Source organism: Rossellomorea sp. FS2, assembly GCF_047915635.1.
Taxonomy (GTDB): Bacteria; Bacillota; Bacilli; order Bacillales; family Bacillaceae_B; genus Rossellomorea; species Rossellomorea marisflavi_A.
The window spans coordinates 34,389-56,101 of sequence record NZ_JBLRVS010000001.1; the positions used below are offsets into that span (position 1 = coordinate 34,389).

General features: G+C 49.7%; 21 protein-coding genes and 2 riboswitches. Of the genes, 13 read left to right on the top strand and 8 right to left on the bottom strand.

Translation table 11 applies throughout. From position 1 onward, the window contains the following. Positions 1 to 15 precede the first annotated feature (15 nt). Positions 16 to 199, top strand: a riboswitch (cobalamin riboswitch). 135 nt (positions 200 to 334) lie between these two features. The 3 genes from ACNA6I_RS00235 (at position 335) to ACNA6I_RS00245 (ending at position 2,461) form a co-directional block, all read left to right on the top strand. Continuing rightward, complete coding sequence (locus ACNA6I_RS00235; protein WP_048007472.1) at positions 335 to 877, top strand: hypothetical protein; 543 nt, start codon at positions 335 to 337, stop codon at positions 875 to 877. Next, a complete protein-coding gene (locus ACNA6I_RS00240) occupies positions 843 to 1,805 on the top strand; it encodes an ABC transporter substrate-binding protein (RefSeq protein ID WP_414129472.1) in 963 nt (320 codons plus the stop codon). The genes ACNA6I_RS00235 and ACNA6I_RS00240 overlap by 35 nt, the downstream gene beginning before the upstream one ends. A 95-nt stretch (positions 1,806 to 1,900) precedes the next feature. Continuing rightward, complete coding sequence (locus ACNA6I_RS00245) at positions 1,901 to 2,461, top strand: biotin transporter BioY (protein ID WP_416312754.1); 561 nt, start codon at positions 1,901 to 1,903, stop codon at positions 2,459 to 2,461. 56 nt (positions 2,462 to 2,517) lie between these two features. Here the strand turns inward: ACNA6I_RS00245 and ACNA6I_RS00250 are convergent, their stop codons facing one another. The 3 genes from ACNA6I_RS00250 to ACNA6I_RS00260 form a co-directional block, all read right to left on the bottom strand. Beyond that, a complete protein-coding gene (locus ACNA6I_RS00250; protein WP_048013493.1) occupies positions 2,518 to 3,306 on the bottom strand; it encodes a GNAT family N-acetyltransferase in 789 nt (262 codons plus the stop codon). Positions 3,307 to 3,653: 347 nt separating this feature from the next. Then, positions 3,654 to 4,439 carry an SDR family oxidoreductase gene (locus ACNA6I_RS00255; protein ID WP_252264986.1) on the bottom strand — a complete coding sequence of 262 codons (786 nt, stop codon included), beginning with the start codon at positions 4,437 to 4,439 and terminating at the stop codon, positions 3,654 to 3,656. 22 nt (positions 4,440 to 4,461) lie between these two features. Continuing rightward, positions 4,462 to 5,316, bottom strand: coding sequence for a GRP family sugar transporter (locus ACNA6I_RS00260; protein ID WP_053426261.1), 855 nt, complete (start codon positions 5,314 to 5,316; stop codon positions 4,462 to 4,464). Positions 5,317 to 5,491: 175 nt separating this feature from the next. On the opposite strand from ACNA6I_RS00260, the gene ACNA6I_RS00265 reads away from it, so the two are divergent. Beyond that, complete coding sequence (locus ACNA6I_RS00265; RefSeq protein ID WP_142128989.1) at positions 5,492 to 5,641, top strand: lmo0937 family membrane protein; 150 nt, start codon at positions 5,492 to 5,494, stop codon at positions 5,639 to 5,641. Between the two features lie 84 nt (positions 5,642 to 5,725). On the opposite strand, the gene pckA is transcribed toward ACNA6I_RS00265, so the two are convergent. Then, entirely contained in the window at positions 5,726 to 7,312 is a 1,587-nt protein-coding gene (gene pckA, locus ACNA6I_RS00270; RefSeq protein ID WP_252264985.1) for a phosphoenolpyruvate carboxykinase (ATP), read from the bottom strand. A 288-nt stretch (positions 7,313 to 7,600) separates the two neighbouring features. Continuing rightward, a riboswitch (SAM riboswitch) is annotated at positions 7,601 to 7,736 on the top strand. Between the two features lie 211 nt (positions 7,737 to 7,947). Between pckA and metK the strand changes: the two genes are divergently transcribed. After that, the gene (gene metK / locus ACNA6I_RS00275) at positions 7,948 to 9,147 is read left to right on the top strand and encodes a methionine adenosyltransferase (RefSeq protein ID WP_048007384.1); all 1,200 of its coding nucleotides are present in this window, start codon (positions 7,948 to 7,950) and stop codon (positions 9,145 to 9,147) included. A 383-nt stretch (positions 9,148 to 9,530) separates the two neighbouring features. Here metK and ACNA6I_RS00280 read toward each other — a convergent pair whose 3' ends face one another. Beyond that, entirely contained in the window at positions 9,531 to 10,046 is a 516-nt protein-coding gene (locus tag ACNA6I_RS00280; protein ID WP_416312755.1) for a gamma carbonic anhydrase family protein, read from the bottom strand. A gap of 86 nt (positions 10,047 to 10,132) precedes the next feature. On the opposite strand from ACNA6I_RS00280, the gene ACNA6I_RS00285 reads away from it, so the two are divergent. The 4 genes from ACNA6I_RS00285 (at position 10,133) to ACNA6I_RS00300 (ending at position 15,721) form a co-directional block, all read left to right on the top strand. After that, positions 10,133 to 10,936 carry an alpha/beta fold hydrolase gene (locus tag ACNA6I_RS00285; protein WP_048007386.1) on the top strand — a complete coding sequence of 268 codons (804 nt, stop codon included), beginning with the start codon at positions 10,133 to 10,135 and terminating at the stop codon, positions 10,934 to 10,936. A 24-nt stretch (positions 10,937 to 10,960) separates the two neighbouring features. Continuing rightward, positions 10,961 to 12,034, top strand: a complete 1,074-nt coding sequence (locus ACNA6I_RS00290; protein WP_416312756.1) for a tetraprenyl-beta-curcumene synthase family protein — start codon at positions 10,961 to 10,963, stop codon at positions 12,032 to 12,034. 201 nt (positions 12,035 to 12,235) lie between these two features. Beyond that, positions 12,236 to 14,605, top strand: a complete 2,370-nt coding sequence (locus tag ACNA6I_RS00295; protein WP_416312757.1) for an immune inhibitor A domain-containing protein — start codon at positions 12,236 to 12,238, stop codon at positions 14,603 to 14,605. Between the two features lie 108 nt (positions 14,606 to 14,713). Further along, the gene (locus tag ACNA6I_RS00300; protein WP_416312758.1) at positions 14,714 to 15,721 is read left to right on the top strand and encodes an LLM class flavin-dependent oxidoreductase; all 1,008 of its coding nucleotides are present in this window, start codon (positions 14,714 to 14,716) and stop codon (positions 15,719 to 15,721) included. A gap of 34 nt (positions 15,722 to 15,755) precedes the next feature. On the opposite strand, the gene ACNA6I_RS00305 is transcribed toward ACNA6I_RS00300, so the two are convergent. Both ACNA6I_RS00305 and ACNA6I_RS00310 read right to left on the bottom strand, forming a co-directional pair. After that, entirely contained in the window at positions 15,756 to 16,328 is a 573-nt protein-coding gene (locus ACNA6I_RS00305) for a class I SAM-dependent methyltransferase (RefSeq protein ID WP_159646167.1), read from the bottom strand. Then, on the bottom strand, positions 16,325 to 17,305 hold the full coding sequence (locus ACNA6I_RS00310; RefSeq protein WP_252264982.1) for a TIGR01212 family radical SAM protein: 981 nt from the start codon (positions 17,303 to 17,305) through the stop codon (positions 16,325 to 16,327). The genes ACNA6I_RS00305 and ACNA6I_RS00310 overlap by 4 nt, the downstream gene beginning before the upstream one ends. 162 nt (positions 17,306 to 17,467) lie before the next feature. Here ACNA6I_RS00310 and ACNA6I_RS00315 point away from each other — a divergent pair, with 162 nt between their 5' ends. From ACNA6I_RS00315 to ACNA6I_RS00325, 3 genes are all read left to right on the top strand, one after another. Then, entirely contained in the window at positions 17,468 to 17,761 is a 294-nt protein-coding gene (locus ACNA6I_RS00315) for a YtzC family protein (protein ID WP_048007391.1), read from the top strand. Beyond that, complete coding sequence (locus ACNA6I_RS00320) at positions 17,758 to 17,916, top strand: hypothetical protein (RefSeq protein WP_048007392.1); 159 nt, start codon at positions 17,758 to 17,760, stop codon at positions 17,914 to 17,916. The genes ACNA6I_RS00315 and ACNA6I_RS00320 overlap by 4 nt, the downstream gene beginning before the upstream one ends. Positions 17,917 to 18,094: 178 nt before the next feature. After that, on the top strand, positions 18,095 to 19,282 hold the full coding sequence (locus tag ACNA6I_RS00325) for an MDR family MFS transporter (protein WP_048007393.1): 1,188 nt from the start codon (positions 18,095 to 18,097) through the stop codon (positions 19,280 to 19,282). A 214-nt stretch (positions 19,283 to 19,496) separates the two neighbouring features. On the opposite strand, the gene ACNA6I_RS00330 is transcribed toward ACNA6I_RS00325, so the two are convergent. Then, the gene (locus tag ACNA6I_RS00330) at positions 19,497 to 20,015 is read right to left on the bottom strand and encodes a cupin domain-containing protein (protein WP_048013497.1); all 519 of its coding nucleotides are present in this window, start codon (positions 20,013 to 20,015) and stop codon (positions 19,497 to 19,499) included. Between the two features lie 153 nt (positions 20,016 to 20,168). On the opposite strand from ACNA6I_RS00330, the gene ACNA6I_RS00335 reads away from it, so the two are divergent. Continuing rightward, the gene (locus ACNA6I_RS00335; protein ID WP_251527172.1) at positions 20,169 to 21,527 is read left to right on the top strand and encodes a sigma-54 interaction domain-containing protein; all 1,359 of its coding nucleotides are present in this window, start codon (positions 20,169 to 20,171) and stop codon (positions 21,525 to 21,527) included. The last annotated feature ends 186 nt before the right edge of the window (positions 21,528 to 21,713 follow it).

A 21,713-nucleotide genomic window follows, 5' to 3' on the forward strand; every position in this document is an offset into this window, starting at 1 on the left:
GGTCCTTAAGTGAATAGACCTTCGCAGAAATCAGGTGCGCTCGCGCATAAAGGGAATCCGGTGAAAAACCGGAGCTGTTTCCGCAACTGTAAGTGCTGACGAACCAAGGAAAAACCCACTGTTCCATCAATGAACGGGAAGGGCCTTGAAGTAGGATGATGCACAAGCCAGGATACCTGCCTGATTTCCATCGTATTATGCTCTTCGGAAGTTAAGGGGATGGTGCGGCTTGATGCATCTTTTATTTTGATGATGATTGCCGGCCGTTTGGCTGGTTTTTTTTATGCCCGTTTCCGGTACGATCGGTGATTCACTAAAAGAGAAGAAAGGGAGGATGAACGTGGGGAAAAAGGATTTCAGATACATCTGTTATCCGTATATGAGGGAGTCCCAGTCGACGGTCGATTTCGAGATCCGGACGGATTCCCTGGCAACGAGGATCGGTCAGGCTTCTTCATTGACAGAGGGGGCAGTCCGTGAAGATCTGCTTTATCTTTGCGAGATGGCTTATCACCTGAATGGTTCGGTGCGGGGGGAGATGGCCATCTCCCTCCAGGATCTGCAGCGATTGAGCGACCTGTATGACACGTACGTGAACGAAGTGGAAGAGGAAATCCGAACATTCCTGCTTCCTCAGGGATGCTACGCGGCTACGGTCCTTCATACGTGCAGGAGCGAAGCGAAGAAATCGGTCAGGGCCCTCCATAAGGTAAGCCTCGAACAGAAAGTGGACAATCTGCTGTTCAAATATGCCCATCTGCTGGCAAATGTCCTGTTCGTCATGGCCGTGTATGTGAATAAATGTGAAGGGGTGAAAGAAATCCCCTTTATCAGCAAGTCCTATGGACTATCAAAATCAGGCAAGGGAGAACAGTGAGATGAAAAAACATGCATGGATCGGATTGTTCATCAGCTTTGGTCTCATTCTATCAGGATGTGGGACCGGTGAAGAAACAGCATCAACAAAAAAAGAAGAAAAGTCAACTGTCTATAGCGTCAAGGATGACCGCGGGGAAGAAGTCACGTTCAAAAAGGTTCCGGAGACCGTCGTTTCCCTGCAACCGAGCAACACAGAGATCCTGTATGCCGTAGGGGCAGGGGATAAAGTGGTCGGGGTGACTGAATTCGATCATTATCCGAAGGAGGTGGAGGATCTCGAGGTCATCTCCGATTCCATGACCGTCAATGCGGAAAAAGTGATTTCCCTGGACCCAGACGTCGTGATCGCCTATACAACAGGTGATGATGCAGGGATCAAGCAGCTTGAAGATGCGGGCATTCCGGTTTTCGTCATCCAGTCTGCCCAAACCTTTGACGACGTTTACGGCGATATCGAACAGGTGGCAAAGGTAATGGGGGCCGAAGAGAAGGGGAACGAAGTGATTGAAGGGATGAAGAAACAAATCTCCGATGTCGGTGAAAAAGTCCAGGCACTTGACGAAAAAGAAAAAGTCTATTTTGAAATCAGCCCCGCTCCTGAGATCTATACGGCGGGTGGAACGACCTTCCAGCAGGAGATCCTCCAGGCTGCTGGTGTGGATAATGTATTTGCCGATCAGGAGGGCTGGCCGAAGCTCGGGGAAGAAGAAATCATCAAACGGAATCCTGCGACCATTCTGACAACGGTGAACTATGTGGAAAATCCCGTAGATGAAATCAAATCCAGGACCGGCTGGGACACGATCGACGCCGTAAAGGATGACCGGGTCATCTATCTTGATTCCGATGTCATGTCCCGACCGGGCCCGAGGATCGGTGAGGCAGTCGAAATCACGGCCAAGGCTGTTTATCCGGACCTTTTCTAGAATTCATTCAAAATAGTGTAAAAGAAAGCCTTTTCAAACTCGCTTTTAATATGTAAACTAATAATATAATTAAGTTTACATATTTCAAGGGGTGTATGGAAATGGATCGAGACAGGTTGAGAATGATTATTCAGTGCGGGGTGTTTGCAGCGATCACGGGAATCTTTGCGCAAATCGAAATTCCCCTGCCCCTCGTGCCGATCAGCGGGCAGACGTTGGCAGTGGGGCTGACGGCGACGATTCTTGGGAGCCGCTACGGGGCTTTTGCCCTCGTCGGATACACCGCCATTGGGGCAGCCGGACTCCCGGTGTTTGCAGGGATGAGCGGAGGAGCCCATGTCCTGGTCGGTCCGACGGGAGGGTACATCGTTGGATTCATCGCGGCGGCCTATGTGACAGGATTGATCTTGGAGAAAACCTCTTTCACCCTGCCCATGGCCATGGTGGCCAATCTGGTCGGGATGGTCGTGACCCTGATCCTGGGGACGATCCAGCTGAAGTTCGTGGCAGACCTTGGGTGGAGCCAGGCGATGGCAGCAGGGGTCTATCCGTTCCTTGTAGGAGGATTCATCAAGGCGGCCCTTGCCAGCTGGCTCGGGATCGTCGTACGCAATCGCTTGGTGCAGGCAAGATTGATCAAGCCGGCAGTCGCCTGAAGAGCGCTTTCGAACAAAAAAGGAAAATCCGGACGCATCTTCTGCGTCCGGATTTTTTAATAGCTGAACATCGACCAGTAGCCGATGTCACGAAATCCGATGCGTTTATAGATTTTGCCTGCATCTGGATTATCATAGAAGAGACAGAGCTCCTTTCCTTCCTCGAGCAGATCCCCCACAAGTTTGGACATGCACTTGCTTGCGTATCCTCTTTTCTTGTAATCGGCATGGGTGCAGACCCCGACGATCATGGCCGATTTCGAGTTCTCTGCGGTAGTGGAAGCGGAGGAAGCCAAACGGCCGTCCCCTTCAATATAATAGCTCCTGGCAGCACCGGCTTTCATGCTGTGTTCCTTGCTTTCGACCGTGATATTGGAGTGCTCGAATTCAGGGACCGTGAGAAGGAGTTCGACAAGGGCGGGGATGTCTTCGATTCCCGCTTCTTTCACCAAGGACAGGTCGCTTTGATCGAGTGATTCCCCCTGGGTGCATTTGGCATAGTGGAGATGCCTTTTCTGCTTCGCCTCCCGGGAAATGAAAGGATCAAGCTTCGAAACGATATCCTTTAATCCCGAAATGTAGAGGAATTCCTCATCCTGATTGATGATGGAGGCAAATCCTTCTGCATCATACCCGCCAGGTGCGTAAGGTATGTAGTTTTCCCTGTATCTCAGGAGTACACCGCGCAACACTCCTTCATCGGTGAAATCCCCCCAGACCTTCTGGAAATCCTGTTCGTACCCGAAGGCTTCAATATCCCCGATGATAAATAGATTCTCTGCAGGCGCCTGGGTGATAAGGTCCTGACAGATAGAGTCGTCTTCGATGGTCAGCTGTCTGATCATGTTTGGTCTCTCCCTGTAAATTTTTTCTTGTAATCATATCAAGAGAATGGGGGAGGAGTAAAGGGAAAATTCAAAAAAAAGAGGCCATTTCTTTATACCGCTCATGATTTCCGTGCAAGACTACGCTTTCCGCGGGTAGCCCGTGAGCCTCCTCGGCACGCCTGCGGGGGTCTCACATCAGCTACTCTTCCCGCAGGAGACTTCATCTTGCACTCCAATCAACCGCTAGAAACTATAAAATACAAATCTTCATGAAACAAATTAAAAACCCGAATTCAGTTGCCTTATCCTTGGCAAATGAATTCGGGTTTTACTATGACTGAAACATGTTGTCCCAGCCTTTTTATTTATCCCCTGCCTGCTTGGAAGGAAGGATACTTGGTCATTCCGCCATCACAGAACAGGGTGATGCCGGTCACATAGCTTGCTTGCGAGGAAGCGAGGAAGGCCGCTACGGATGCGACTTCTTCAGGTTTTCCGATATAACCCATTGGAATCATGCTTTCAACATCGGCACGCTGCACGGGGTCGGCAAATTTCTCTGCGTTGATCGGTGTGTTCATGGCGCCGGGACCGATGTTATTGACCCTGATCCCTTTGGGAGCATACTCGAGAGCGAGTGTTTCGGTCATCAGTTTGATTCCGCCTTTACTCGCCGCATAATGGACGAACAGAGGCCATGGAATGACTTCGTGGACACTCGACATGTTGATGATGTTCCCTTTGATTCCATTTTCAACGAAGTATTTGAGGGCCTCCCGGCAACCGAGGAAGGCTCCGGTCAGGTTCGTGTTGACGACTTTATTCCAGTTGTCGAGGGTCATTTCGTGTGATGGGACGGGATTTTCGACTCCTGCGTTGTTGATCATGATGTCCAGTGTCCCGAATTTTTTGGTAGCGGCCTTTACGAGGTTGATGACATCGGCTTCGACCGTGACATCCCCTTGGACGATTTCTGCTTGTCCGCCGGCCTCTTCGACTTCTTTTTTCGCATCCAGTGCTTCTTTTTCATCCTTGAAGTAGTTGATGACGACCTTGGCTTTCTCCTGACCGAATCTCACGGCCATGGAGCGTCCGAGCCCGGTGGATCCCCCGGTGATGACGACTACTTTATCCTTTAAATCGTTGTACATGTTGCTACCTCCTCTAATGACATTATTGTTTGGCAATCCCCAACAGGACGCCCCCGATGATGATCAAGATGATCCCGAATGAGATCAGGACAAGCTGTTTCTTCGTTTTCCTCTCACCGAGGATGAAGATCCCCCCTAATGTCGAGATGACGATCCCCATTTGGGAAAGGGAGAAACTCGTCGCCACTCCCACCCGAGGCTGGGAGATGAAGAGGAACATATTGCCCAGTGCCCAGATGAGTCCGGGGATGATATTCCGGATGGCGTATTTGTTGAACGGCTTATGTCTGAACGTCAGGATCACGGCACTGATGAACATCCCGATCGCCTGAGGGAACAGGGCCACCCAGCCATCGACGTTGAAGAGCCTTGCCACGACGACGTAGATCAGATAACCGATCGTGGATACGATGAGGGTGAGGATGGCTTTCTTGAAGTTGCCCGATTCTTCTTCGTTTCCTTTTTTCTCTTCATAAGAGGTGAAGACGATCCCGACGACGATACAGATCAGGGCGATCACACCGAGGATGACGGTGGTTGTGGTGGACCATTCATGAAAGACGATGACGCCGAACAGAGCGGTGGAAACGAGCTGCATACCGGTGGAAATCGGCATCGTTTTACTCACGCCGATATATTGGAACGTCTTTAATTGGTTCACCTGTCCGACCGTCCAGAATAAACCTGACACGATTCCGACGATGATGATCGTCGAGTTCAGTTCCGGCTGGATGAAGAGGTAGATCCCAAAGGAGAGGATGAGCGCTCCGATCGTGGTCCCGAGTACCTGGCTGTAAGGCCCGCCTCCCAGTTTTACGTTGAATAATACGATGCTACCCCAGAAGATTGCAGGGAGTATGGCTAAAAAGATATCCATAAGAAGCCTCTCTTTCATGGTTGCAGTAGTCTGAATTCTTCTGTGGATAGGTTTTGCCAGAGGATTTGATTGTATGTATTCAATTTTCATGTGGCAGCGAAAAGAATGAGGGGGGAAGGTTTTAAAATTCCGGCCTTGGGGAATCGTAAGAGTAAATAAGGAGGTGCAGCACATCATGATTTGGACGATTATCGGTATTTTATTGATTTTATGGCTTCTTGGTCTTATTTTCAAAATTGGGGGCGCGGTGATTCACGTATTGCTCGTGATTGCCATCGTCGTGTTCATCTTCAACCGCATTACAGGGCGTAAGAAAGGACTGTAGAGGGATTCGGTGCGTCGGACTCCCTACATAAATAGAAAGGCCGGCATCCTCTGGTAAGGAGTGCCGGCCTTTTTTAGGTGCAGATCAGACGAGGGGTCCGCCCTTTGCCTCGATCTCGCCTGTCATCATGCTGAACTTTTTGAAGTTTTCATTGAATTTATAGGCAAGTTCTTTCGCTTTTGACTCGTAAGCGTCTTCGTTCATCCAGGTTCTTTTCGGCTGGAGTACGTCATCCGGTACGCCAGGGACATGGTGGGGGATATGAAGGCCGAAGATCTCATCGGTCTTCGTTTCCACGTGGGTGAGTTCCCCTTCAAGTGCCGCTTGGACCATGGAGCGTGTATAAGACAGCTTCATCCGGCTGCCGACACCGTACTCACCGCCGGTCCACCCCGTGTTCACGAGGTATACCTGAGCGTTATGCTCATCGATCTTCTTGCCGAGCATCTCCGCATAGCGGATGGCCGGAAGAGGGAGGAATGGTGACCCGAAGCAGGTGGAGAAGGTTGCTTGCGGGGACGTGATGCCGCGTTCTGTACCGGCAAGCTTGGACGTGTACCCGCTCAAGAAATGATACATGGCCTGCTCCTTCGTGAGCTTGCTGATCGGAGGAAGCACACCGAATGCATCTGCGGTGAGGAATACGATCGTGTTCGGGTGACCGGCAACGCTTGGATCGACGATGTTCTCCATCGCTTGAAGCGGATAGGCGGCACGCGTGTTTTCCGTCATGGACGCATCCTCGTAATCAGACGCCCGGGTATCTTCATCGACAGCCACATTCTCCAGTACGGAACCGAAGCGGATCGCATCGAAGATCTGAGGCTCTTTTTCACGGGTGAGGCCGATACATTTTGCATAGCAGCCCCCCTCGATATTGAATACGCCGTTCGGTGACCAGCCGTGCTCGTCGTCACCGATGAGCCTGCGGTTGGGATCGGCAGACAAAGTCGTTTTACCCGTACCGGACAGTCCAAAGAAGAGGGCGACATCGCCTTCAAGTCCGACATTGGCAGAGCAGTGCATGGAAAGGATATCGGACTCGGGGAGAACATAGTTCATGACGGAGAAGATCGATTTCTTCATTTCACCTGCATACTCCGTACCGCCGATAAGGACTATCCGTTTCTCGAACGAAACGATGATGAACGTTTCAGAATGGGTTCCATCCACGGCGGGATCGGCCTTGAAATGAGGCGCAGAGACGATCGTGAATTCCGGATCGTGACCGCTCAGTTCCCCGTCTTCGGGACGGATGAAGAGCTGATGGGCGAATAGATTATGCCATGCGAGCTCATTGATCACCTGGATCGGGAGGCGGTGCTTGCGGTCGGCCCCCGCATACCCGTTGAACACGAACAGCTCTTCTTTTTGTTGGAGGTAATCAAGGACCTTTCCATATAACCGGTCGAAGGATTCTTCCGAGATCGGTTGATTGACATTGCCCCACTCGATTTTATCTTTGGAGGAAGCTTCTTCCACAATGAATTTATCCTGAGGTGAGCGTCCGGTATATTTTCCGGTTTTGGCCCTGACGGCACCGGAGGAAGTCAGGATCCCTTCATTTCGCTGAAGGATCTTTTCCACCAGCTGCGGGACGGATAATTGATGGTGTATGTTTTCGCCATTCAGTAATTGCGTCAACTCATTTGATTTGCTCACAGTATTCATTCGAACCCTTCCTTTATGTGAATTTTAAGTAAGTTTGCTTCTCGATGATTAGTATAACACATTAGAAATATTAGTCTATACTATATCATTATTTTTCTGAAAAATAATGATCAATTCATGATTGGATGCTCGTATAATCCCATTTATATGCAGAATATCGGCTTGGTGTTAACGCTGTGAGTGATTGTGATGTCTCAATGGGAGGAGAGAAGGGATGGTTAAACCTAGCAGGGGGGAAAGTGTTGACACCCCGCCGTTGAACCGGTATTATTGTACCTTGAACGGATACTCTTATCCTGAGCTGGTGGAGGGAGCAGACCCTATGAAACCCAGCAACCTGCTATGAGATGAAGGAAAATGGAACGATTTTCCCAAAAGCGAAGGTGCTAAACTGAGGCAAGGTGCAAACCTTGAACGATAAGAGAGAAAAGGCGCGGCTAAAAGTTCAACCCTTTCCTCTGCATGCTTTCCAGAGGGAGGGTTTTTTATTTGACCTGCTACATGGCAATCCCCGGGTCCGATCCCGGCAGCGGGGCCGCCGTGTTTACTTCATACTACTTAGGGAAATGAGTACCGTATCTGCTTCGCTAAATTCGCCGGAAGCCACCGGCAAATGTGTTTAAGGAGGAACCTTGATGTCAACTAAACGTCGTCTGTTTACATCTGAGTCCGTAACGGAAGGACATCCAGATAAAATTTGTGACCAAATCTCTGATTCAATTCTTGATGCTATTCTTACGAATGATCCCAATGCGCGTGTAGCTTGTGAAACATCCGTTACTACTGGTCTCGTTCTTGTTGCCGGTGAAATCACAACCAACACGTATGTCGATATCCCGAAAATCGTCCGCGAAACCATCCGTGAAATCGGATATACGCGTGCAAAATACGGTTTCGATGCTGAAACATGTGCCGTCCTTACATCAATCGATGAGCAATCGGCCGATATCGCCCAAGGGGTGGATCAGGCCCTTGAAGCCCGTGAAGGACAAATGAGCGAAGAAGAGATCGACGCCATCGGTGCCGGTGACCAAGGTCTCATGTTCGGATTCGCCTGCAATGAAACGAAGGAGCTTATGCCTCTTCCGATCTCCCTTTCTCATAAAATCTCCCGTCGCCTGACTGAAGTGCGTAAAGAAGAAATCCTTCCTTACCTTCGTCCGGATGGAAAAACGCAAGTGACGGTTGAATACGATGAGAACGACAAGCCTGTCCGCATCGACACGATTGTCATCTCTACTCAGCATCATCCTGAAGTGACGCTTGAGCAAATCCAGCGTAACCTGAAGGAATATGTGATCGATCCAGTCGTTCCGAAAGAATTGATCGACGAAAACACAAAATACTTCATCAACCCGACTGGTCGCTTCGTTATCGGTGGACCACAAGGAGATGCCGGTCTGACAGGCCGTAAGATCATCGTTGATACGTATGGTGGGTACGCGCGTCACGGTGGTGGTGCATTCTCAGGTAAGGATGCTACCAAGGTTGACCGCTCTGCTGCCTATGCTGCACGTTATGTTGCGAAGAACATCGTGGCTGCAGGACTTGCCGAGAAGTGTGAAGTTCAGCTTGCATACGCCATCGGTGTTGCACAGCCGGTATCGATCTCTGTCGACACATTCGGAACCGGACAAGTATCCGAAGATGTATTGGTGGACGTTGTCCGCAATAACTTCGACCTTCGCCCGGCAGGCATCATCAAGATGCTTGACCTTCGCCGCCCGATCTACAAACAGACGGCTGCTTACGGTCATTTCGGACGTAATGACCTTGATCTTCCTTGGGAGCGTACAGATAAGGCAGACGCTCTTAAAGCAGAAGCGCTTGCTTGATCACCCCTATAAACAAAAAGAGGCTGGAACAAACGTGTTTTAGTCATAGTAAAACCCGAACTGCGATAAGGCAAAGCAGTTCGGGTTTTTTATTTGTTTCATGACCATTACGATTTCATTGTCTCCAACGGTTGAATGGAGTGGCAGACGAAGACGAAGACTCCTGCGGGAAGAGTAGCTTTTGAGAGATCCATGCCCCGAGGAGGCTCCTGGGCTACCCTTGGAAAGCGACGTCTTGCACGGAAATCATGAGCGGGATAAAGAACCTTTACGGATCGTGTCTGGTATCTTTTTAGTGTTGTCCCAACTTCTTTGGTTATTCCGGGCCTTTACAAACAATCCGAGTAATCTCCATCAAGTTGGGGTATCCCAAGTATAAGTGACTAGAGGGGCTTGGAGGCTTTATAATGTTGTGCTTTTTCCGCATACTCCCTTGAGATCCGCTCCATGTCGATGATATCGTCCTCATTCAGCTCCCTGACAACCTTTGCGGGTCTGCCGAATGCGAGGGTGTGGGGAGGGATGACCTTCCCCTGAGGGACCAGGCTCCCGGCACCGATGAAGGCGCCTTCACCGATCTCGGCATTATCCAGGATGATCGAGCCCATTCCGATCAACGCCTTTTTTCGGATTTTGCAGCTGTGCAGGATGACCGAGTGACCTACGGTGACCTCATCCTCGATGATCAGGGGATTGTCCGGACTTTGGTGAAGCACGGAGTTGTCCTGGATATTGACCTTTCTCCCGATCTTGGTCGGGGCGACATCCCCCCGTATGACGGAATTGAACCAGACGCTCGACTCTTCCCCGATCTCGACATCCCCGGAGATTGTCACATAATCTGCAATATATGCGGACTCTGCAATGATCGGTTTATTATTATAATATGGATAGAGCACTTTATACTAACCCCTTTCAGAAATATTTACTATAATAAATGGTAGCAGAATTTTTCGGAATTACCATATTTAAAGGAGGATTCGCCATGTGGAAATGGGAAACGGATCAAGAAGCGAAGGCAGTCATCGTAATCGTTCACGGAGCAATGGAGCATCACGGCCGTTATGGTTGGCTCATTGAAATGTGGCGCTCGGCAGGGTATCATGTCGTCATGGGCGACCTGCCCGGCCAGGGGATGACCTCCCGGAGCATGAGGGGCCATATTGAATCATTCGAAGAGTACCTCATCGAAGTGAAAGATTGGATCCAGGCAGCCTATCAGTTCGAGCTCCCTGTATTTGTGATCGGTCACAGCATGGGAGGGCTCGTCACGGTACGTCTGCTCCAGGAATCCCACGTGAATCTTGCAGGGGTCATTCTCTCCTCGCCCTGCCTCGGATTGATGAATTATCCGAACAAGTCGGTGGACCTGCTTTCCTATGGTCTGAATAAAGTCGCCCCATCGGTTAAATTCCCATCGGGATTATCCATCAATATGGCGACCAGGAACGCTGAAGTCCGTGAGATCGACAGCAACGATTCCCTCTATATCACGAAAGTCTCTGTCCGGTGGTATCGGGAATTGATCAATGCGATGAAGCATGCTCACCAGGAGCTGGATAAGATGCCTGACTATCCATTGCTCGTCATGCAGGCGGGGGATGATCAAATCGTAGATAAACGGGCTGTGAAAAAATGGTTTACAGAACTTTCCTTGTCCGAAATGCATTATAAAGAATGGTCAAAATGTTATCATGAACTTTACAATGAGCCGGAGAGGGAGGAAATTTTCGAGTACTCCAAGTCTTTCATTGAAAGCCGGCTGAAAACGCTGGGTTATATTGTGTAATGAAGTAAGGAAGAGGTGATAAGCGTGTCTATACCAAGCGATCCATTTTCATTAATGACAAAAGTATATCGAAATGTCTTTCCACACGTTCATCACGAGCTTGATCAGTGGAAAAAGCGGGCGGAAGCGATTCCGAATGAAGAATTGAGGCGACAGGCCCTCTCAAGCATCGAACATAAGACGTTTCACTGTGAAGGCGGAGGGATCATGTCCCTCCTTTCCCTCGATAAGAAAGTAGAAACGATCCGTTTCATCGTGGCCTATCAAACGATCAGCGATTATCTCGACAATCTGTGTGACCGGAGCGTATCCCTTGATCCGGATGATTTTGCACTCCTTCACCAGTCCATGAAGGATTCCCTCGATGTCGATGCCGAACCCGTGAACTATTACGCCCTCAGGGAAGATCAGGATGACGGCGGATACTTAGAAGCGCTGGTAAGGACGTGCCAGGGCGTCCTCAAGGATCTCCAGAACTATGATGCGATCAAGGAAGAGCTCGCGCAGCTTTGTGACTACTATTGCGATCTGCAGATACATAAGCATGTGAAACAGGAAGAGCGCGTTGAACGGCTGCAGGGGTGGTTCGAGTCCCACAGGGAGAACCTTCCCGATATGGACTGGTATGAATTCTCTGCTTGCTCCGGATCGACCCTCGGGATCTTCTGCCTCGTCTCGTATGCGAACCGTGCTGATTTCCACCCGTCCTATACAGATAAAATCAAGAGCGGCTATTTCCCGTATATACAGGGACTACATATCCTCCTCGATTATTTCATCGATCAGGAAGAAGACAGGGAAGGGGGGGACCTCAACTTCTGCTTCTATTATGAAGATGAAGAGCACATGAAGGAACGGCTCCTGCATTTCCTCCGCAAAGCGGATGAGCATACGGAAGGACTCCCACACGCCCATTTCCACCGATTGATCAACAAAGGGCTGATCGGCGTTTATTTGTCGGATGATAAAGCCAGGAAGCAGCGGGATGTTCATCACTTTTCGAAAGAATTCATCAATGAATCAGGATGGATCACGAAATTCTTCTATTTCAACGGTAAAATGTATCGGAAATGGAGAAGTAGGAAAAAAACATCTTGAATCCCAAAACCTCGACATCGCTCGAGGTTTTCTTTTTGTTTTCATGAAAAAAATGGTAACGAACAGGTTCGATGGTTTCAGGTAAGACAGGTTATACCGGGACGATAGAACTGTTTTGATTCTGAAAATATTTACTTTTCAGAATATAGGAGTATATTTGGTAGAGAAAGTATTTACTAGAAACTTTAGGGGGAATGGAAAGTGAAGTCTAGAAAAATCATGTCTGTCGCCATGGCCGCAGCGCTCAGTGCCGGTTTATTTGCCGTCCCTGCGTCCGCCCATGACGCCACTCCGGTGAACGTCCTGAAGGACCCTGTACAGAAGAAGGTACATAATCACGGGGAAGGACCGTTTGACCTTGCCATCGCCAATGAAGAGAGATTGATCGAGATGCTCAAGGAAAAAGGGGATATCTCTAAGAATGCATCAGCTGCTGAAGCTGAAAAAGGAGTGCAGAAGTTCCTGAAGGAAAAGTCTGACGGCTTGAAGGAGCTTGAAGATGATGGAGAGCTGAAGGAAGAGAAGGAGAAGCTCGAGAAGAAGATAACCCAGAACAAAAAGAAGGAAAAAGGGAAGAATTCGAAAAAGAAACATCGTAACCTGGACCCTGTAAAGGAAGAATACTATGACGGGGATGTCAGGGAGGACAAGGTCCTTGTCGTCCTGATGGAATTCCCTGATTTTCCTCACAACTCGATCCAGGAAGATGAAACCGACATGTACTATGACGATTATGTGCAAAAGCACTATGAAGACATGGTATTCGGTAATAGAGGATACAAAGGTCCCAATGGGGAGAAGCTGGTCTCCATGAAGCAATTCTACGAACAACAGACGAACGGTGCCTATACGGTTGATGGAGAAGTCACCAAATGGTATATGGCGAAGCATCCGGCTGCCTACTACGGCGGCAACGGAGCGAATGGCAGTGACGCAAGGCCGAGGGAACTCGTCAAGGAAGCACTAGAAGCTGCGGCGGCTGATCCGGATGTTGATTTGTCTCAATATGATCAGGAAGACCGTTATGACCTGGATGGCGATGGAAACACAAGAGAGCCGGATGGTCTGGTCGATCATCTGATGGTTGTTCATTCAGCTGTCGGTGAAGAAGCAGGCGGTGGAAGTCTCGGTGAAGACGCCATCTGGTCCCACAGGTGGAACTTGGGAGATATCTTCCCGATTGAAGGAACGGAAACAGACGTCCCTTACTGGGATGGAAAGATGGCTGCATATGACTACACGATCCAGCCGGCAGACGGAGCGGCAGGGGTGTTCGCCCATGAGTACGGACATGACCTCGGCCTTCCGGATGAATATGATACCCAGTATTCGGGTGAAGGCGAGGCCGTTGCCTACTGGTCCATCATGGCAAGCGGAAGCTGGGCAGGGAAGATCCCTGGCACAGAGCCGACCGGATTCAGTGCATGGTCCAAGGAATTCCTTCAGGCTGCCCATGGCGGCAACTGGTTGAAGTATGATGAAGTGAGTCTTGATGACCTGAAGAAAAAGGGAACGGAATTCTACCTCGATCAGGCCAATACAAAAGGCACGAATGCAGATGCGCTGAAGATCACGCTGCCGGATAAAGAAACACCAGTCAACAAACCGTTCAGCGGAAAGTACAGTTACTTCAGCGGCAGTGGAAATGATCTTGATAATTCCGCAGTCGTCGATGTGAATCTGTCATCCGCATCCAGTGCAGAATTCTCCTTCAAAGCTTGGTATGATATCGAGCAGGATTGGGATTATGGATCCGTTCAAGTAAGCGAGGACGGGAAACAATGGACAACCATCCCGGGTAATATCACAACGGATGCAGACCCGAATAGCCAAAACCCTGGTAACGGGATCACCGGGAAATCCGACGGCTGGATCGATGCCAAGTTTGACCTGAGTGCGTACAAAGGGAAAAACGTAAAAGTGAAGATCAACTACTGGACGGATGTAGCAGCCGTATACCCTGGTCTGTATGTAGACGATATCAAGGTGACGGCAGATGGGAAACAAGTATTCTTCGATGATGCTGAGGGTACAGCGAAAGTGAAGCTTGAAGGATTTGCGAAGGATACGGGAGTCAAAAAATCAGAACATTACTACCTTCTTGAGTGGAGAAACCATCAGGGAGTCGATAAGGGACTGGCTCATATCAAGCGTGGGGACAGCCTCATGTCATATGATCCGGGCCTTGTAATCTGGTATGCAGATGAATCGTACGATGACAACTGGACTGGCATCCATCCTGGTGATGGATATCTTGGAGTGGTCGATGCGGATCAAATACCGATTAGATGGAGTGATGGTTCCGTTGCTTCCACCCGCTATCAGATCCACGATGCTGCATTCAGCATGGATAACGCGAAAAAGATGTTCATCGATTACCGCGACCTTCTCGGGTTGACGCTTACCGATAAGGATACGAAGAAAAATCCTGAGTTCTATGACAGGAAAGATTACTCGAATACAAGGATGCCGGATGCGGGACGGAATGTTCCTGAATATGGCCTGAAAGTCAAAGTGACGGGTCAAAGTAAAGACAAGTCTGTAGGACGCATCGAAGTATCAAAACATTAATCTTAAAGGGTGACCGCCGACCGGCGGTCACCCTTTAAGCATGTTAGTGGACATTTTTCATCATGGAATTGATAATAATACTCACATCACACAAAGGAGATGTAAGTATTGGCCATTAAATTAAGCATTCTCGATCAATCACCGATCGCAGAAGGAATGAGCCCCCAAGAGGCTCTTCAAAATACAGTAAAACTCGCACAGCATGCCGATCGATTGGGCTATGAGCGTTTCTGGGTTTCTGAACACCATGATTCCACCAGCCTCGCCGGTTCTTCACCGGAAGTATTGATCGCCCATCTTGCACAGAATACAGAGAGGATCAAAATAGGCTCAGGCGGAGTGATGCTTCCCCACTACAGCTCATACAAAGTGGCTGAAAATTTCCGGTTGCTCGAGGGGCTGAATCCTGAACGCATCGATCTCGGTCTTGGAAGGGCTCCAGGCGGCATGCCTATGGCAACGATGGCCCTGCATGACGGGAAACCAAGGGACGTCGACCGCTACCCTGAGCAAATCGACGACCTCCTCGGATATTTGACGGACTCCCTGCCGGCTTCCCACCCTTACCAGGGACTCACGGCTGCTCCGCAAATCGCCACGATGCCTGAAGTGTGGCTACTCGGATCCAGTCCATCAAGCGCCATGCTGGCTGCTCAAAAAGGACTTCCGTACACCTTCGCCCAGTTCATCAATGGCGAGGGCGGTCCGCAATACACCGCAGCTTACCGCAATAACTTCGTGCCAAGCCCTTATCTTGATCAGCCGAAGAACATTGTCGCTGTCTTTGCGATCTGTGCCGAAACGGACGAAGAGGCTGAAAGGGTCGCCTCGAGCATCGATCTTTCTATCCTCATGATCGAACAGGGGATGCGCTCGAACGGAACTCCGAGTCCCGAGAAAGCGGCTCAGTACCACTACAGCCCGTTCGAACTTCTCCGGATCAAGGAGAATCGGAAGCGGATGGTGGTCGGAAGCCCCGAAACCGTGAAGAATAAAATCCTCGCCCTGAGCGAGCAGTATCAAACAGACGAAGTCATGCTCGTGAGCATCACGTATGATTTCAACGATAAGCTGAAATCATTTGAATTGATTGCCAATGCACTGATGGACGCATAACAAAAAGGGACGGCCGCTGGCCGTCCCTTTTTGCTTATCTTTTTTCCAGGGCCACGATGAATGGCGGATGGTTGAGCTGATTCATGAACTGATAGCGCAGGACGTGGACATAATTCTGGTCGAGCTTCTCCACATAGCGCAGGATATAATCCCTCTCCACCGCGCCTTCCGGGTGCCCGTGGTAGATCACAAGGACAAGGATGCCTTCCGGTGCCATCATTTCAAGGATCTGATTGAGCGCGAGGATCGTTGTTTTCGGACGCGTCACGATTTCCTTATCCCCTCCGGGAAGGTAACCAAGATTGAAGATGGCACCTGTCACTTTCCCGTGATGGACGGGAGGAATGACATTCATCACGGTCTCATGCCCCTGATGGAACAGGGTGACCCGCTGGGCCAATTCGTGCGTATCAAGCTGCTCTTTCGTATTCTCGATGGCTTCTTCCTGAATGTCAAAGCCGTAGACCCTGCCGTTGTCGCCTACAAGCCTTGCGAGGAACAGCGTATCGTGACCATTTCCAAGGGTGGCATCGATCACGACATCCCCGGGGCTCACGGCACGCTCGAGCAGCTGCCTTGCAAACGGTAGAATTCTGTCTAATTTCATGTTGTCACATCCACTTTATAATATTTTCCCTGCCAGCTTTCGCGGCGCTTCATTTCATCATCGATGGCGTTCAGCACGCTCCATTTATTCACGCTCCACATCGGGCCTACCATGAGATCGATGGGACCGTCTCCGGTGATCCTGTGCACCACCATTTCGGGAGGGATGATCTCGAGCTGATCACAAACCAATTGTATGTATCGATCAAAATCGAGGAACTCAAGGAGCCCCTTTTCGTATTGTTTCACCATAGGTGTGCCTTTCAGAAGATGCAGAAGATGGATTTTGATCCCCTGTACATCGAGTTTCGCCACCTCGGCTGCGGTCTCCAGCATCATATCGTCGGTTTCAAGGGGAAGGCCGTTGATAATATGGGAGCATACCCGGATCCCATGCTTCCTTAACTTCCTGACACCTTCTTTATAGCATTCATAATCATGGGCGCGGTTGATCAGACCTGCCGTCTTTTCGTGGACCGTCTGAAGCCCGAGCTCCACCCATAGATACGTCCTTTCGTTCAATTCAGCCAGATACTCCACTACGTCATCGGGGAGGCAGTCTGGCCGTGTAGCGATGGACAGGCCGATGACACCGTCCTGCTTCAACACGGATTCATAGCGTTCCCGTAGTACCTCAACGGGGGCGTGGGTATTGGTGAAGGCTTGGAAATAGGCAAGGTATTTGCCATCCTTCCACTTTTTGTGCATTTTATCCTTGATATCATGGAATTGTTTTTCCAACGATTCGGCCCTGTTGCCTGCAAAGTCACCCGACCCTGCCGCGCTGCAAAAGGTGCATCCACCAAATGCGGCCGTGCCGTCACGGTTCGGACAGTCGAATCCTCCATCCAGTGCTACTTTGAACACTTTATGGCCGAAGTGTCCGCGCAGATGATAATTCCAGGTATGGTAGCGTTTTTGATCGGCTGCATATGGAAATGGGTTTGTCTCGATGGCAAACACCTCCTGATTCGTCATTTTCGGTGGTTCATCATAGAGATTTTAACATGAAAGAAGGGGAGATTGAATCCTCGGGGACTGAAAAGGCGAAGTTTACCACTTTTGAAATAGGTGAGCAGGCTCACACTAAGGGATGGGAAGTACTTCCCGAAAGCACTAAATAGGCAGGGGGATGTTCAGATGGCAACGAGGCAATCGATCGACGAGTGTATCCAGAAGTGTGAAGACGCCATCCGTGAAGGTCAAAAGCAGTATCAGGCCGGACTCGGACAGGAACATTACGGAGACAGTGAGTATACGCAAGCCATGCAGAAAATCGAGGAATCGGTCAATGACCTCGCACAGCTGTCTCAAAGCGCCAATGCACAGCAGCGTGAACAGCTTCACAGGATGCGGCTTCAGGTGCAGCATCTTCAGAATGAAATGATCCTCCTTGAGCATGATCCTTCTACGGTAGGGGGGACCCTTCATTGAAGAAACGATCCGACCAAAACAACCCGGAGCAGAGTGGACGGAACAAACCGATCGATACAGAGTTCGGTAAAGAGTACAATCCTGTTGAAGCCGTGAAAAAGCGGAATGAGCACAGGAGTCAACCCGTCCGGAGCGACCATCATAATAATAAATAGCACCTTCTGCCAGCCCTGGATTACAGGGCTGGCATTTTTTGTTCAAGTGCTTGAATCACCGCATCGAAGCAGCATTACATAACTGGTTTGAAACCGGTAAATAGTTCTTGCCCCTTTCATCGAAAAGGAGTAAAATCCTCTAGGGAATTGAAATATGTGTTAGAAAGGAAGAGGAAAAATGCCAAGATCTTTATGGCTCCTCATCATCGGAATGATGGTGAACGTTACCGGTTCTTCCTTCCTATGGCCTTTGAATACCATTTACCTTCATGATCACCTTGGAAAGACATTATCCATGGCCGGCATCGTCCTCATGCTCAACGCAGGGGCAAGCGTTGCCGGGAATCTGATCGGAGGGTTTCTTTTTGATAAATTGGGCGGGTACAGGTCCATCCTTTTAGGCATTCTCATCACTCTTACAGCACTTGGTGGAATGAACCTCTGGCACGGATGGCCACATTATGTCGTGTTCCTGACCATCGTAGGCTTCGGATCGGGGATCGTATTCCCATCCATGTACGCCATGGCAGGGTCTGTGTGGCCGGCAGGGGGAAGGAAGGCGTTCAATGCCGTCTACGTGGCCCAGAACATCGGGGTCGCCGTCGGGGCGTCACTCGGTGGCCTTGTTGCATCGTTTTCATTCAATTATATCTTCCTGGCGAATTTCGTGATGTACATCGTATTCTTCCTGATCGCCCTGTTCGGCTACAAGAAAATCTCCGCCCAAGTCGCGGGACATACATCTGTCATTCAGGAATCAAGGCCGATACGCGACCGTTCGAAGCTGACGGCATTGCTGCTTATTTGCGGGGCATACCTCCTATGCTGGGTCGGATATGTACAGTGGCAGTCCACAATCGCAAGCTATACCCAGGAAATCAACATTTCCCTTAAGCAGTACAGCTTCCTGTGGACAATCAACGGGGCGTTGATCGTCCTTGCTCAACCCCTGCTGTCCAAAGCCATCAAACGGTTCGAGCATAATTTGAAAATCCAGATCATGATCGGGACGGTCATCTTCATGCTTTCTTTCGCCGTTGCGGCATTTGCTGATCAATTCATGTGGTTTGTGGCGGCCATGATCATCCTGACCGTCGGGGAGATGCTCATCTGGCCGGCAGTTCCGACCATTGCCAATTCCCTTGCGCCCAAAGGGCGGGAGGGATTCTATCAGGGCATCGTCAACAGCACGGCGACGGGAGGCCGCATGATCGGTCCCCTTATCGGCGGATTGATGGTCGATATGTTCAGTATGCAGATCCTCTTTGTCGTCTTGATTGCTTTTTATATCGCTGCCATGGTCATATCCAGCATGTATGATCGTCCATTGAAGAAAAAAGAACCGGTAACCATTTCAGTCCATTAAAAAAAGCGTACGATGCATGCATCGTACGCTTTCTGTTTTTTCGTTTTCAAATTAAAAGGGCTCCCGTATCCTACGGAAGCCCACTTGCAAAAAAATTGAGGCGGATAATCCAGACGCCACATCGTCTGTTGTCACAAGGACGCGATTACCGACTTACACAATTCAGCTCATCGCTATATAAGAATAACATGGTCGCTGAAAAAAGGCAACCACCTTAGGTCCGATTGTTTGGGATTCTCCAGTGACGGATCAGCGGGCCGGAATCCCCGAACACGGGATCACGGGATGGAAGGGGGACCGAAATGATGTCCAATCGCGAGCTCGTCCTGTCATCAGCCCTTCCTTCCTTTGTATTGTAGTCCCTTCCATCGGGATAGGCACCGGCAACCTTGAAATCATCACTCGCCGAGATCCGCTTGTGTCCGGTACCGGCAGGCAGGATAAGGACATCACCCTTTCGGAAGCGGACTGTTTCCCCGAACTCGCCCCCGACCAGGACCTCGGCTTCCCCGTCGATGACCCCCAGCACTTCATGGGTATTACTGTGGAAATGGTGGTAATCAAATATTCCGTTCCTCCAGCTGTTGAACCAACCATTCCGTTCGAACACCATTTCGGGGCTGTCCGTTTCTCCGGAAAGGGCATCTCTGTATAATAACACCGGAAGATTCGGGTTATTGGGGATGATTCCATCATCCTCAAAATACAAAATCTTTAGTTCGGCGATTTCCATCCTTCATTCCTCCATTCGTTGTTAAGGAGATTCCCTCCGTATCAAGCCTTTAAACCGTTTTCCAAAAAGTGGTGAGGATTATTTTCCCTTGAGTCTGTAAATGGTATGCTAGGATATAGTTATCTGAAAATTTCGGGTTTGGGGGAAGGGTCAATGAGTTCGTTACTGAAGTCTGTATCGGTTGAGATGATCGAGATTATTCTGGAGAACGCGTTTGAATGGCTTGTCGTCGTGGATGAGGGGGGGACGATCATCTATATGAACGACAGCTACTGCCAATTCCTCGAGGTGGAAAGGGAAAAGGCAGTCGGCAGTCATGTCACGGAAATCATTGAAAACACACGCATGCATATCGTAGCGGCCAGCGGCAAAGAAGAGGTGGCCGACCTTCAATATATCCGGGGGAACTACATGATTGCCAACCGGATCCCCATCGTGGTGGACGGTCAGGTGATCGGGGCTTTCGGCTCGGTCATCTTCCGGGATACGAGTGAATGGATGCAGATGAGTTCCCATGTGAAGAACATGATGTCAAAGATCCAGAGCTATATCCAGGATATCAACAGCGGGGTGCGTTATAACCTGAACGATATCATCGGTGATTCCGAAGTGATGCTCGAATTGAAAGAAAAGGTCCAAATGATCGCCCCGAGTGATATTTCCATTTTGATCAGGGGGGAGAGCGGAACGGGGAAAGAGCTTTTTGCCCACAGTATCCATCAGCTGAGTGAACGGAGCTCGCAGCCATTCATCAAGGTCAACTGCGCGGCCATACCTGAGCATCTCCTGGAATCGGAGCTGTTCGGATATGAAGAAGGGGCATTCACAGGAGCAAAAAAAGGGGGCAAGAAGGGGAAGTTCCAGCTTGCACACAAAGGGACGCTCTTCCTCGATGAAATCGGCGATATGCCTTTGAATATGCAGGCGAAGTTACTCAGGGCCCTTCAGGAAGGGGAGGTGGAGGCGGTCGGTTCGACAAAGATCCAGCAAGTGGACGTCCGGATCATCGCCGCCACGAACCGGCCGCTTGAAACGCTGATGGAAGAAAAGCGTTTCCGCAGCGACTTGTATTACAGGATCAATGTCATCCCTTTTCAACTTCCATCCCTCAGGGAAAGGAAGGGAGATCTTTCAAGGCTTGCCTCCTTCTTCTTGGAGAAATCGACCAAATCCTCAGGGAAACGAATCAGCGGATTTACAGATGATGTGCTTGAGATCTTCACATCACACAGCTGGCCGGGGAACTTGAGGGAGCTGGAAAATGTGATTCACGCCGCTACGTATCTGACGTCCGGGACCAAGATCAAAATCAACGCACTCCCCTCATATTTAAAGGTGGGGAATTTATATAAAACAGGGTCGAAGTCATTGAAAGAAATGATGGAAGAAACGGAACGAGCCATATTGGAAGAAACGATCCGGACCTATCCCGACAAACGGAAAGCGGCACAGGTACTGGGGGTAGGAAAATCGAGCCTGTACGAAAAATTGAACAAATATCAGATTCAATGAAAAGGATTTCCGGAATATCGGACATGTGTCCGGAAATCCGGAAATAGGATGAAAGTGGTAGGTTTGTGTGTGCGAAAAAAGCATGGGGAAGAATCTGTCCGGAATTCCGGACGGATTTTTCAGGTTAATAGGGTACGACGGGGAGATGAGGTGAATCCATATTTTTAGTTTTTTTCCAAAAATGGG